Source organism: Nostoc sp. (genome assembly GCF_036916985.1).
Classification (GTDB): domain Bacteria; phylum Cyanobacteriota; class Cyanobacteriia; order Cyanobacteriales; family Nostocaceae; genus Nostoc.
Map to the genome: position 1 here is coordinate 106,644 of NZ_JBALFD010000012.1, position 12,478 is coordinate 119,121.

Here is a 12,478-nt window from a genome sequence, read left to right on the forward strand (position 1 = left end):
GTTTTTATTTTTAAACTTGAGTATTAGGTAAAACGTGTAATCTTTTTTTAAATTTTGTGACGACGTTCCGGTTTGTTTATCACAGCTATTGTTCATGTAGTTGGATATCACATAAATTAATTCATTGTTTAATATTGATTTTTCGTAAAAAACCATGTTCAGTATCAAGATTTTGTCTGTAATTTAAAATAAAAGTAAACAAGAAATATTTTTAATAAGTCGATTGATTTTAGCTTTGAATCAGCCAAGAAGCAATTATTTAAGAATGAAACTCACCATCAGTAAGAAAATAAATATTAATAGAGCTATCAGAAAAGCAAGTTTCATCATGATAGTTATCTTGATGATTTTTGTCTTAGTAGCTAGTAATGAGATTACCCGCCACAAAGTTGCTATAATTGCCCAACCATTAAACGGATGCTTGAGTACTGATTCATTGCCTTGTACAGATATCTCTAAAAAGACAACATCAGAACCATTTATTCCTGATGCTAAATTAAATGCTCAACAGCGTTTTTTATCTGCGATCGCTAGAAAATTACCTACAATTCCTCAGCCTGGTACTTATGAATATACGTTACTACGAGCTTATGGTGCAGTCTTTGTAAATCAAGATGTTGAGATTAAACTGCCGCAACAAGATATCTTCGCTAATGAAAAAGAAACTCAAGATTTTCAAGCTACTTTAACAATGGGTCATGTTGATGGTACTAACGACTGTTACTTACAAAAATCGGCGGCTGATGCCTTAAATAAAGCACGAATCCAGCAAAATATTTCGCTAAAATCTGGTTATGGTTCTGGTGATTGTACTCGTACTTTTAACACGAATTTAAGATTTTGGCACAAATATGCTAACGATCAAGTTTTAGCAAAAGTTCAACAGGGTAAAGAAACAAAAATTCTTGGTTTAGTTGCACCTCCCGGAACTTCTCAACATCTCTGGGGATTAGCTATTGATTTACGCGTAGGCAGTAAAGAACAAAGAAAAGCTCTGAATCAAAATGGTTGGTTTCAAACAGTGGAAAATGATACTCCACATTGGACTTATGTGGGTTTATCTGAAGAGAATTTATCCCTGTTTGGTTTTAAAAAACAAGCTATTCGGGGCATTACTTATTGGATAACGCCGCTATGATTGCTATAGGACTCATATTTGATTTTTGAACAAAACTCAGTACACCTTTATTCCTTCTTCCCATTCCCCAGTCCCCATTACCCCTTATCCCCAGAGGGGGCCCCACCTTCCCCAGTCCCTTACCTCTACGAGTGATTCAGAAATCAAAGACGCTCGATAGCGCAGCGTTAGCGACGCAGGAGCGTCTGACTTGCTACCGCTTCGCTATCGGATTACTATAGTAAGCATTAGTACTAAGACGAGATTGAAGAATATCTAAAATAGCCTTTCTAATTTCAAGGTTAAGTGTATATTGTTGAATTAATTTAACTGCTTGCTCATAGCTGATTTTAGTAAATGTATCATGAATGCTAAAGCCTAATTTAGATGCTCTTACCCTGACTAGACTACAACGATGTCTACGACGGGCTACGCCTACACACTTGCATTTTTACATAAAAACTCATGAGCCAAATTAATCCTGAAACAACACCCTTACATACCTTAAACCCACTCAACCGATTTTCTGAGAGAGCAGAGGATTATGTAAAATATCGACCAAGTTACCCCACAGATGCAATTGATATTATCTTGGAAGGATTAGGTGAAAATTCACAACTCGTAGCAGCAGATATTGGTGCAGGTACAGGAATTGCTTCAAGATTGTTAGCTGAACGCGGAATTAATGTCATCGCCATAGAACCAAACGCAGCGATGCGAGAAGCTGCCCAAGCACATCCTTTGATAGAGTTTCGTGATGGAACAGCAGAATTTACCAAACTCCCTGATAATTCAGTTGATTTAGTTACTTGTTTTCAAGCTTTCCACTGGTTCAATCCCGAACCAACTTTATTGGAATTTCGCCGTATTTTAAAACCATCAGCACGCTTGGCTGTGGTGTGGAATAATCGAGATAAAGAAGATGCCTTAACTACAGAATATAGCCGACTAGTCCGCGAAGCATCTAATAATCACCCAGCAGAATCTCGAATGGAGTCGGTAGAGCCACTGTTCGTAACTCCCCATTTTATTAACATCCAGGAATATACTTTTACTTATAGGCAACAATTAGATTTAACTGGACTTATTGGCCGAGCCAAGAGTGTTTCTTACCTCCCACATGAAGGCTGGGTATACGAACAGCTTATTAATAATTTTCAAGAATTATATCAGCGCTTTCGTGATAAAAGTGGTTTTGTCTATATGGTCTATCGCACTAGCGTATACCTTGGTGAAGTTATTTAAAAAGAAAAATAGGAATCATCAGAAGTAGTGGCATGGCAAGCTTAAAATAGTGCATTAGACGTAGGTTGGATGGAGCGGAGCGCAACCCAACATATATCAGGAGGTTGGGTTACGCAAAGCCTCCACCCAACCTACAATTTTTTTGCAACTTTCTTGTTGACCACCAAATCGTAGATTTGGTGGGGGCTTGTACCCTCTTTAATTACGAATTACGTAGCTTGCTTCTCGCCGGAGGCGAGTATTACGAATTACGAATTATTTGGTCAATGCAGTTGTAGTGATTGCTATACTCCTGCATTTAGATGAATCCAAATTTCTAATTAGCTTTGCCATTTCCTTGAAAATTTAACAACTGATCGTCATTGACCCAAATTGCTTGTTGAGGCACAGAGATGGAAATTCCCGCTTCGTCTAGGGCAACTTTTAGGCGGCGGCGAAGTTCTCGTGCTACATCCCATTGCTTAAGGGGCTGTGTTTTAATCCAGATACGGATAATCAAACCGCGATCGCCAAATTGATCTATTCCCAAAACTTGCGGCGGTTCCAAAATTTGACGCTGCCATTGCATTTCTTGATTCATTTTATCAGCAATAGTTGCAATCAAATTCAAAGCCTCTTCTGTATCGGCTTGGTAGGCGATGGGAATTGTTAAATCGGCTCGTGACCAACGACTAGAAAGATTGGCAACAATTTTAATTTCACCATTGGGAATCGTGATCAAGCGCCCTTCTGAATCCCGCACTTGGGTCATCCGCAGATTCAGATTTTCTACTAAGCCTCCTACGTCTCCCACAGTAATCACATCGCCTAAAGCATACTGGTCTTCTAAAATAATCAGGAAACCGTTAATCGCATCTTTAATTAAGTTTTGCGATGCCAAAGACAATGCAACACCAACTAAACTCGCACCCGCTAGCAAGGGAACGATATCTATCCCCAAGGATACCAGCGCTAGCAAAAAGGCTACTCCTACCCAAATAGCAGTAGTGATACTTTTAGTCACACCAGAAAATGTGGAAACTCGTAGTTGCAGCCGTGCAGAACTTTCTGGGGTGAGGAAAGCACCACTGCTAATTAGAGTGGAGGCGAAGCGGTCAATCAAGGCGTAGGTCAAACGGATCGCTACGTAGGTTCCCAGGAAGACGATACCTAATCGCAAAGGAAATTGGGCGGCTGTGAGAATTCCTACCTGAAACCCTCGTGTATAGGGAAATAGACCTAAAATAAAGAAGCTTCCACCTCCCCAAATTCCGGCTTGACTTAGCTGAAATAATCGTCTTTTGACTTCTTGCAGATGATTCTTTTGCTGTTGATTTAGTTGTGTTGTAATTACTTGATCTGCTGGTTTTGGGTAGTTGAAGAGTTCCCTTTGGGGTTGGGAGGCAATGAGATTTTCTGAATCCTTTTGAGAACGCTGCTGCCAGCTATATACCCCCCAACTCATGACAATCATTGCCAATCCGATGCCCGCAGCAATTTTACCTTGGTCGATTAAAGATTGAGTTTGCCTTTCTTGTTTTGCTTGTTGCAAGTCTTCTTGTAACGATTCGGCTACTTGATTTGCCGATGTTGATATATCTACCTGTCGGAGTCCAGCATCTTCAGAAGTAACGGTCATCAGATATTGACCGTTGACATAAATTACTGGTAATTCGTTGACTTTCCGAACTTCTACTTTGACTGGCGTTGTTGCTGGTGATTGAAAGTAATTTTGGCCAATTTTCTCCAACTTCTTTTGAATATCTTCTGAACGCTCAGGAAAGTTGGTTTTTGATGCCGCTATTTGAAATAACCGACGACCATCTAAATAAATCCAGCCCGAAACAACTCTGTTATCTGAATCATTACTCACACTGCTGGGAGCTTGCAGTTGCGGTAAAAAAGGAATCTGGGCTGTGGCTTTTGGCACAGATACAACGCCTATGGCTATTGAACTGGCGATGCCTACGGCGGGCAAAGCCAACGCCAAAAATTGAAAGCGCACTCAAACACCTCCTTGAGTAAAATCTACTAGTGACTATTTCTATAACTATCCTCTGCAATATCTTTGGGTAGATGTACCTATCTAAAGTTGAGGTTTTCTTTTTAGACGATGAAATTTCGGTATTTTTTTAGTTGTCTTCTATCTTTAGACAGATGACAAAGTGCTGAAAATCAGGGTTGAAGGTTATAAAAGTCTTACTCTTAACAAAGATAAAACAAAAAAGAAGAACCTGCGAAGGAAGTTGACATTCAGATGATCAAACGTCAAGCTAGTTTTGAAGACTATTAACTAGTAATTTGCTAATTGCCAGCAAAAATCAGCAGTAGTACAATAACCTAGTAGAGTGCGTAAATTTTACGTAGCTTTTTTAATTTTTTGAGGTAACTTTTGATGACCGCAACTTCTCCCCGATTAAAGCACGAGGTTAAAGACCTCGGCCTAGCTGCCTTGGGAAGACAGCGCATTGAATGGGCTGGACGCGAAATGCCAGTTTTGCGGCAAATCCGCGATCGCTTTGCTATCGAGAAACCCTTTGCTGGTTTACGCCTTGTAGCTTGCGCCCACATTACAACCGAAACAGCACATTTGGCGATCGCTCTGAAAGCCGGTGGTGCAGACGCGCTTTTAATTGCTAGCAACCCTTTATCAACCCAAGATGACGTAGCCGCTAGCCTCGTCTTGGATCACGAAATTCCCGTCTTTGCTCAAAAAGGCGAAGATAACGCAACTTATAACCGCCACGTCCAAATAGCTTTAGATCACCGCCCCAACATTATTGTTGATGACGGTAGCGATGTGGTTGCAACTCTGATACAAGAACGCCAACACCAAATTGCTGATTTGATTGGTAGCACGGAAGAAACCACCACTGGTATTGTGCGGTTACGCGCCATGTTTAGAGAAGGCGTTCTCACCTTCCCCGCAGTCAACGTCAACGATGCTGACACCAAGCACTTCTTTGATAATCGCTATGGTACTGGGCAATCAACCCTAGATGGCATTATCCGCGCCACAAATATTTTGTTGGCTGGTAAAAACATTGTCGTCGTCGGTTATGGCTGGTGTGGTAAAGGTACAGCCCTCCGCGCCCGTGGGATGGGTGCTAACGTCATCGTTACCGAAATCGACCCCATCAAGGCAATTGAAGCCGTAATGGATGGCTTCCGCGTACTGCCAATGGCTGAAGCTGCACCCCAAGGTGATATTTTTATCACTGTGACTGGTAACAAGCACGTCGTTCGTGGTGAACACTTCGATGTCATGAAAGACGGTGCGATCGTTTGTAACTCCGGTCACTTTGACTTAGAACTTGATTTGAAATACTTGGCTGCTAATGCTAAGGAAATCAAAGAAGTTCGTCCTTTCACTGAAGAGTATAAGTTGAAAAATGGTAAATCAGTTGTCGTTCTCGGACAAGGACGCTTGATTAACCTAGCTGCGGCTGAAGGACACCCCAGCGCGGTAATGGATATGAGTTTTGCCAACCAAGCTTTGGCTTGTGAATTCCTGGTGAAGAATAAGGGTAAGTTAGCCCCTGGTTTGCACTCAATTCCTGTTGAAGTCGATCAAGAAATTGCTCGGTTGAAGTTGCAGGCTATTGGGATCACGATTGATAGCCTCACAGCAGATCAAATCGAGTACATTAACTCTTGGACAAGTGGAACTTGATACATTGATTAGTTGATTTTTTGAGGGATAAGCTTTTGGGCTTATCCCTTTTTTTGTATTTCACGATGCTGAAAGCAGAACCCACAGGCTAGATGCAGAGTAGCAAAGTGAAATAGTTAGGAGGAGAGCGATCGCACTCCGTAAAATACAAATAAAGTTTCTCGTAGTGAAGAAGTATTTGTAGAAGCGTAAGTATATCAGAAGCGGTGGAAGAAAAAGTGCGATCGCTCCTCCGACTGTTAAAACGACTATTTGGTGAAATTGCTCAAGAACGTTGGAAGCGTTAACTTTGGATTTGTTGGAATTGAGATTGCGATCGCTGACTTGGAAGGGTCGTTACAAACAAGGTTAACCCAAAGGGTAAATCTCAGGCAGAAAAGGAAAGCGATCGCTCATTCTCCTTTTTCTTTCAGTTCATCAATTTTATACAAGGATATGGGTAAACTAAAAATGGAAACTTGATTAATTTAAAATCCAAAAATATGGCTATTTTAAAAATGTCGATTATGACATTATACAGCGAAATAGAAAATATTTGTCGCCAACAAATATTAGATAGTTATCCTTCAGATTGGTCAGAAGATTACATTACTAGAAAAATACTTTTTGAATATAGAAAATTATTTCGTGATATTCAAATTAATGGTCTGTCTTCATTGCCAATCAAGATTAATTCAGCAGCGTATAAGTTTACTGGAAAACCTGAAACTCAATTTGGTGATATAGGTTTTCTTGTAAGAATTGTATATCCTGGCAGCCCTGATTTTGAGGGAGTTACTTCTCTGGAAGCAAAAAAAATACATAAAAATAAGAGGAAGTTTCAAGAGATTAAAGGTAAACAACTGAATATAATTAGCAGCAATATTAAATATCCAATGCTATTACTATATGATAATCAGTCTATTCAAAAATTTCATGACTATTCATTTTTTCCGTCAACTACAAAACAAAATCATGCAGTAGTTGTCCCTATTGATATAGTAGAATCAATTATTAGATACAAAAATCCAGATTATCTTGGTCAAGATAAGGATCAGAAGAAGTTGCCAATAGATGCAAATAGTATATATAAATTTTCTGTCCCATTAGCTTATCAAATATTATTTAGATACTTTCGAGGCTTAGATTTAGATTTTAACCAACATTTAATCCAACATATAAAAGGTTATGAATCTGAATATTTACTTGATAGACAAGAAAGAAATTTACCTCACTATCTTTTGCTGGTATCGGTAAGCTACGGAGATTCTGATAGTAGTATAGAGTTTGATGTTAATAGAAACATTTATAGCGAAATAATATCCTCAGAACCAGACGAATTTCAATTCTAAGATTATTAATATCACAAGCATCTCACCTAGTACCCATATTGTATGTACCGCGATTAAATCAACTTTAATAGAATGGGTTATATTGCAATATCTGCGGCAAAATTACGTAAATTATCCTGTCGCCATTTGGCATCTGCTTTACGATTTGTCCGCAACTCCAAAACTCGAATTCCTATAGTTGGAAGCTGGTTTAATCTTTGCTGTAACTCCTGCCAAGAAGTAATCAATTCATGCTGCACATTATAAGTAGCGCACAACTGAGCAAAATCAATATCTTGGGGAGTGCCAAAAAACTCTTCAAATGGTGGGTCAAACTTGGCAATGGGTAACATTTCAAAAATGCCACCACCATTATTGTTGATTAATACAATCGTCAAATGTCCCACAAACTTATTGCGGATTAAAAAACCATTGGTGTCATGCAACAGTGCCAAATCTCCCGTTAACATCACACTACTTTGCTGGCGATGGGCAATTCCTAAAGCTGTAGATAATGTGCCATCGATGCCATTTGCACCCCGGTTAAAGTGCGATCGCACTCCTAAATTATTCGGTTTCCAGAAATATTCTACATCCCGCACAGGCATACTATTGGCAATAAATAGAGGCGTTCCAGGCGGTAAAATCTGAGAAATTAACCAGGCTGCTTTACTCTCAATCATTTCATCTATTTTCCCCATCGTCTGGTCAACAACTAACCTGACTTTAGTTTCTGCATCACACCATTGCTGCACATAATCTGAGGAGAAGGATAAATTTATCTCCTCTGCTTTTATATCTTCTACAGATATCCGTAAATGCGTCGTTCTCCCATGTAAAGGGTCGAGGTTTTGGTCACTGGGATCAATTACCCAGCGTCGCGATTGGGTTGCGTCAATCCAGGTACGTAGTTCTTTACTAGTAGGCATTTCACCCACTTGAATCACCATTTGGGGTGCTAACTCCTTGGCTAGTTGCTGATTTCGCAAAATCAGGTCATAAGTGGAAATCAAATAAGGGTTGAGTTCGGCATAATTTCTGACTGGCGAAAGTCCCTCAGCTAGCACAGGCCATTTGAGAGTTTGGGAAATGTGCGCGATCGCTCTACAATATTCCTCTGGTTGCGACGGTTGGGCGACACCTGCAATGATGATACCGCGATCGCATTCTTTCCACTCTTTGGGAATGGGGCATTGGGCATTGGGCATGGGGCATGGGTTTGCTATTCCTGCGAAAAAGTCTTCTGGGTGAAACTGCGATCGCAAATAACTCAAGTCAGTTCCATCAGGAACAGGCGCTAAGGGATCGCGAAAGGGAATATTCAAATGTACTGGCCCCTTTGTAGGAGTTTGCGCCCTTTCCCAGCTATGAATTACCGTTTGTCGCAGATAAGCTAGCATTCCCAAATCGGCTGAGGGTAAGGCTAACTCTGTTTGCCAATTTGGGTAGTTTCCATATAATCTCAACTGATCTACAGTTTGCCCAGAGTGACAATCTCGCAATTCTGGAGGTCTATCGGTGGTTAATATCAATAGTGGTACGCGACTTTCTTTCGCTTCAATGACTGCTGAATAAAAGTTTGCCCCTGCTGTACCAGAAGTGCAAACAACTACCACAGGGCGTCCGGTTGCTTTCGCTTGTCCCAAAGCGAAAAAGGCGGCGGAACGTTCATCGAGAATGGAAATTGCTTCAATCTCAGGTACTTGTTGAGCAAAGGCGATCGCTAGGGGTGTAGAGCGCGATCCGGGGCAAATGATGGCACAAGTCAATCCCAACCGCTTTAGTGTCTCTGTTAAAATATAAGCCCAAAGTTGATTAACATTCCTATAAGCGATCGGCATTAAATCAAACATAGTTATAAAACAATCTTAAATTTTAGATTTTGTCTAGGGAAATTCAATTTAAAATCCATCAATGCGGTGATGGAACCCAACACCGCCAAGCGAGTTTCTGGGAAAGAAAATCTCCAAGCAAACTTGCTCAACTTTCTACAAAATGCCCAATTTGCTCTCAAACTTTTATGGACTGCATTCATTTAACGGGAATTCGCGGCTATGGCTACACTGGGTATCTACCAGAAGAACAGGTGCTAGGACAATGGTTTGAGGTGGATGTGAGGTTATGGTTGGATATCTCCACAGCGGCCAAAACTGACGCGATCGAAGACACTTTAGATTATCGCAGCGTCATTAGCTTGATACAACATCTGCTCAAAACGTCTAAATTTGCTTTGGTGGAGAAATTGGTAGCAACGATCGCAGATTCTATCCTCCAAGAGTGCGATCGTGTAACAAAAGTCCAAGTCACTCTCAGCAAACCTGCCGCACCTATTCCAGACTTTGGTGGCAAAATTAGCATTGAATTGACTAAAAGTAAGTCCAATCTATAAAGCACAAAATGTGTTTTTTTCAATATCTATACAGCTAGTAAAAAAAGGGATTTACATGGAGCGTACAAGTATCTCACAAAGAGAATTTTTTCTGCCATTGCCCCCCTAGCATTAGCTCAAGATCAAAAAAAACAAAATTCCGCGATCTGCTGATGAGTATTTAACTTGCACATTTTCAGATCGTAAGATTTTTGATTGAACAAGAATCCAGAATAACTCTCGTCGGAGATTCAGAAGTGAATTATGGCTCCTGACTCCTGAATTATTTCTTGTTAAGAATTAACCAACAGCGATGAATAGTTCTAAGTAATACTATTTCAATCACCATTCAAGATTTAAGACACTTTCAAACGGTAATTTCGACCCAGGCTGAGAAAAAACTTTTTTATATAAAGTGATATTAAACTCCTAAATTTCAGATAATGATTATGTTTAATATCAATTGAGTGAATATATATTATTATATTAAATATAACACACTCTATAATTTTCTTAACTTATATGAAAGTAGTATGTCGTGATTTCATGAACTTTTATTCTTGATTAATTTTTACATAAATACTATACTTAGCATTTATGCTTCTCCAAAGAAAAACTATTGTATACGTTTTAAAATCAGTTATTGAATGCTTGTAATTACATGGTAATTTGAATAGATGTTAATAACACGATATTAGCTGTATGGGTTATTCAGAATTAGCTTTGACAAGCACAGAAATTACCGGAGGTTAATAACATGACGCTATTTACTCATTAATTTAGTATTGATATCAAGGAAGAAGACAGGGTACTTAGATATTTTTTATGATAAAATAATTACTTTTTGATTGAGTTGACACTGACAGCAAAAATCTGAACCTTAGCAAACAGGCTATTGTAACATGCTCGCCCGCAAAATCCTAGTTGTTGAGGATGAAAAAATTATCACCTCAAATATTAGAAAAAGTTTACAAAAACTAGGTTATTCCGTTTCAGAAATAACTAAGTCTGGTAAAGAGGCAATAAAAAAGGTAGCAGAAACTCATCCACATTTAGTATTAATTGATATCTGCCTAGCTGGGGAAATTGACGGTGTACACGTAGCAGATATTATCCAGAATCACTTTCATGTACCTGTAGTATATCTAACAGAATGCTTGGAGTATAAAACATTACATAAGAATCAGTTAAGTGAGCCTTTTAGCTACATAGTCAAACCAGTTATTGAAAGAGATTTACATTTTGCGATTGAAATGGCTCTGTACAAACATCAAAGCAAAAAAATATTATACGAAGAGAAACAAAGGCTGGCGACAATTATTAACAGCATGGGCTGTGCAGTGATTGTGACATACACAAATGGTTCTATTCAAATGATGAATCCCATCGCAGAACGAATCACTGGTTGGAAGCAAAGTGAAGCGTTTGGTAAAAATTTAGTAGAAGTTGTTAACTTAGTTGACAAAGATGTAGGAGAAACAATTGAAAATTTAGCCACAGATGTAATGGAAGCAGGTGAAATTTTCAATTTACCAGAAAACTGTACACTGATTACAAAAGATGGTAGAGAAATAGCGATTGGGGATAATGTTTCACCCATCCGCGATCGAGATGGTAATATTACTGGCGCGGTTTTAATTTTTCAAGATATCACCAAACGCAAGCAGACGGAGGCACAACTGATCCGCAATGCATTTTATGATGGGCTGACAGCATTACCGAATCGTGTTTTATTCTTAGATCGGCTCAGACAAACTATTGAACGTAGTAAACGCAGAAGCAATTATTATTTTGCAGTTTTATTTTTGGATTTAGATGGCTTTAAAGAGATTAACGATCGCTTTGGGCATGGAATCGGGGATGATTTTTTAATAGCGATCGCTAGACGTTTAGAGTCGTGTTTACGTGGTGGCGATACTGTAGCACGATTTGGTGGTGATGAGTTTACTGTTCTTTTGGAGGATATTAAAGACATTACCGATGCTATCAATGTTGCTAAACGTATTCAAGACTCCTTACGATTGCCAGTTAACCTCAATGGATATCAATTATCTACTACAGCTAGCATTGGTATTACTTGGAATTTTACTAATCATGACGAGCCTGCAACTTTGCTACGGGATGCTGATATTGCTATGTACCGAGCTAAACGCCAAGGAAAAGCTACTTATGCCATATTTTAGTTAATAGTCCTTTCTACTGCCACTTCAAATAAGTCAGTTATGGAAAAAACTGAAAAACAGAAAATGCTCGCAGGCGAATTATATCTGTCAGAAGATGCAGAATTGGCTGCCGAAAGTAAACGAGCTAGTCGTCTGTTGCGAAGTTATAATTCTACGACTGAAGAACAGCAAGAGCAACGGCAGCAAATTTTACAAGAATTATTTGGAAAAATAGGTCAAAAAGTGTTAATTCTGCCACCCTTTCACTGTGACTATGGCAGTAATATTTTCGCTGGCGACAGATTTTTTATGAACTATGGCTGTGTAATTTTAGACTGCAATAGAGTTTACATTGGTGAAAATGTCTTGTGCGCTCCTTATGTACAAATTTATACTGCTTATCATCCTACAGAGCCAGAAATTCGTCTTTCTGGTAGAGAATTAGCTGCTCCAATCAACATTGGTAATAATGTCTGGATTGGTGGCAGTGCAATTATTTGTCCAGGTGTAACTATTGGTGATAATACAACCATTGGTGCTGGCAGTGTAGTTGTCAAAGATATACCTGAAAATGTTGTCGCTGCCGGTAATCCCTGCCGCGTCATTCGGTATTTGTCCTAGAAT

General features: G+C 39.3%; 10 protein-coding genes. 8 read left to right on the forward strand and 2 right to left on the reverse strand.

The window, feature by feature from the left end; genetic code table 11:
- Nucleotides 1–265: 265 nt before the first annotated feature.
- Together V7L07_RS02645 and V7L07_RS02650 are read left to right on the forward strand one after the other, a co-directional pair.
- A complete protein-coding gene (locus tag V7L07_RS02645; RefSeq protein WP_335054792.1) occupies nt 266–1,138 on the forward strand; it encodes a D-alanyl-D-alanine carboxypeptidase family protein in 873 nt (290 codons plus the stop codon).
- A 444-nt stretch (nt 1,139–1,582) separates the two neighbouring features.
- A complete protein-coding gene (locus V7L07_RS02650; protein ID WP_335054794.1) occupies nt 1,583–2,362 on the forward strand; it encodes a class I SAM-dependent methyltransferase in 780 nt (259 codons plus the stop codon).
- Nucleotides 2,363–2,678: 316 nt separating this feature from the next.
- Here V7L07_RS02650 and V7L07_RS02655 read toward each other — a convergent pair whose 3' ends face one another.
- Complete coding sequence (locus tag V7L07_RS02655; RefSeq protein WP_335054796.1) at nt 2,679–4,346, reverse strand: mechanosensitive ion channel family protein; 1,668 nt, start codon at nt 4,344–4,346, stop codon at nt 2,679–2,681.
- A gap of 390 nt (nt 4,347–4,736) precedes the next feature.
- Here V7L07_RS02655 and ahcY point away from each other — a divergent pair, with 390 nt between their 5' ends.
- The 3 genes from ahcY to V7L07_RS02670 all read left to right on the forward strand — a co-directional run bounded on the left by ahcY (nt 4,737) and on the right by V7L07_RS02670 (nt 7,345).
- Nucleotides 4,737–6,014, forward strand: coding sequence for an adenosylhomocysteinase (gene ahcY / locus V7L07_RS02660; RefSeq protein ID WP_334776998.1), 1,278 nt, complete (start codon nt 4,737–4,739; stop codon nt 6,012–6,014).
- Nucleotides 6,015–6,275: 261 nt separating this feature from the next.
- Nucleotides 6,276–6,476, forward strand: coding sequence for a hypothetical protein (locus tag V7L07_RS02665; protein WP_335054798.1), 201 nt, complete (start codon nt 6,276–6,278; stop codon nt 6,474–6,476).
- 20 nt (nt 6,477–6,496) lie between these two features.
- Nucleotides 6,497–7,345 (forward strand): hypothetical protein, encoded by an 849-nt coding sequence (locus V7L07_RS02670; protein WP_335054800.1) that lies wholly within the window; start codon nt 6,497–6,499, stop codon nt 7,343–7,345.
- Nucleotides 7,346–7,422: 77 nt separating this feature from the next.
- On the opposite strand, the gene menD is transcribed toward V7L07_RS02670, so the two are convergent.
- Nucleotides 7,423–9,177, reverse strand: a complete 1,755-nt coding sequence (menD, locus tag V7L07_RS02675; RefSeq protein WP_335054802.1) for a 2-succinyl-5-enolpyruvyl-6-hydroxy-3-cyclohexene-1-carboxylic-acid synthase — start codon at nt 9,175–9,177, stop codon at nt 7,423–7,425.
- 167 nt (nt 9,178–9,344) lie between these two features.
- Between menD and folB the strand changes: the two genes are divergently transcribed.
- The 3 genes from folB (at nt 9,345) to V7L07_RS02690 (ending at nt 12,475) form a co-directional block, all read left to right on the forward strand.
- Nucleotides 9,345–9,713 carry a dihydroneopterin aldolase gene (gene folB / locus V7L07_RS02680; RefSeq protein ID WP_292853449.1) on the forward strand — a complete coding sequence of 123 codons (369 nt, stop codon included), beginning with the start codon at nt 9,345–9,347 and terminating at the stop codon, nt 9,711–9,713.
- A gap of 881 nt (nt 9,714–10,594) precedes the next feature.
- Entirely contained in the window at nt 10,595–11,875 is a 1,281-nt protein-coding gene (locus V7L07_RS02685) for a GGDEF domain-containing response regulator (protein ID WP_335054805.1), read from the forward strand.
- 39 nt (nt 11,876–11,914) lie between these two features.
- Nucleotides 11,915–12,475: a sugar O-acetyltransferase gene (locus tag V7L07_RS02690; protein WP_335054807.1), complete on the forward strand. Its 561-nt coding sequence runs from the start codon at nt 11,915–11,917 to the stop codon at nt 12,473–12,475.
- Nucleotides 12,476–12,478: the final 3 nt, after the last annotated feature.

Excerpts from the sequence above, each read along its gene's own strand:
- V7L07_RS02645 (WP_335054792.1), top strand. The coding sequence starts at position 266 with ATGAAACTCACCATCAGTAAGAAAATAAATATTAATAGAGCTATCAGA.
- V7L07_RS02650 (WP_335054794.1), top strand. The coding sequence starts at position 1,583 with ATGAGCCAAATTAATCCTGAAACAACACCCTTACATACCTTAAACCCA.
- ahcY (WP_334776998.1), top strand. The coding sequence starts at position 4,737 with ATGACCGCAACTTCTCCCCGATTAAAGCACGAGGTTAAAGACCTCGGC.
- V7L07_RS02670 (WP_335054800.1), top strand. The coding sequence starts at position 6,497 with ATGGCTATTTTAAAAATGTCGATTATGACATTATACAGCGAAATAGAA.
- menD (WP_335054802.1), bottom strand. The coding sequence starts at position 9,177 with ATGTTTGATTTAATGCCGATCGCTTATAGGAATGTTAATCAACTTTGG.
- folB (WP_292853449.1), top strand. The coding sequence starts at position 9,345 with ATGGACTGCATTCATTTAACGGGAATTCGCGGCTATGGCTACACTGGG.
- V7L07_RS02685 (WP_335054805.1), top strand. The coding sequence starts at position 10,595 with ATGCTCGCCCGCAAAATCCTAGTTGTTGAGGATGAAAAAATTATCACC.
- V7L07_RS02690 (WP_335054807.1), top strand. The coding sequence starts at position 11,915 with ATGGAAAAAACTGAAAAACAGAAAATGCTCGCAGGCGAATTATATCTG.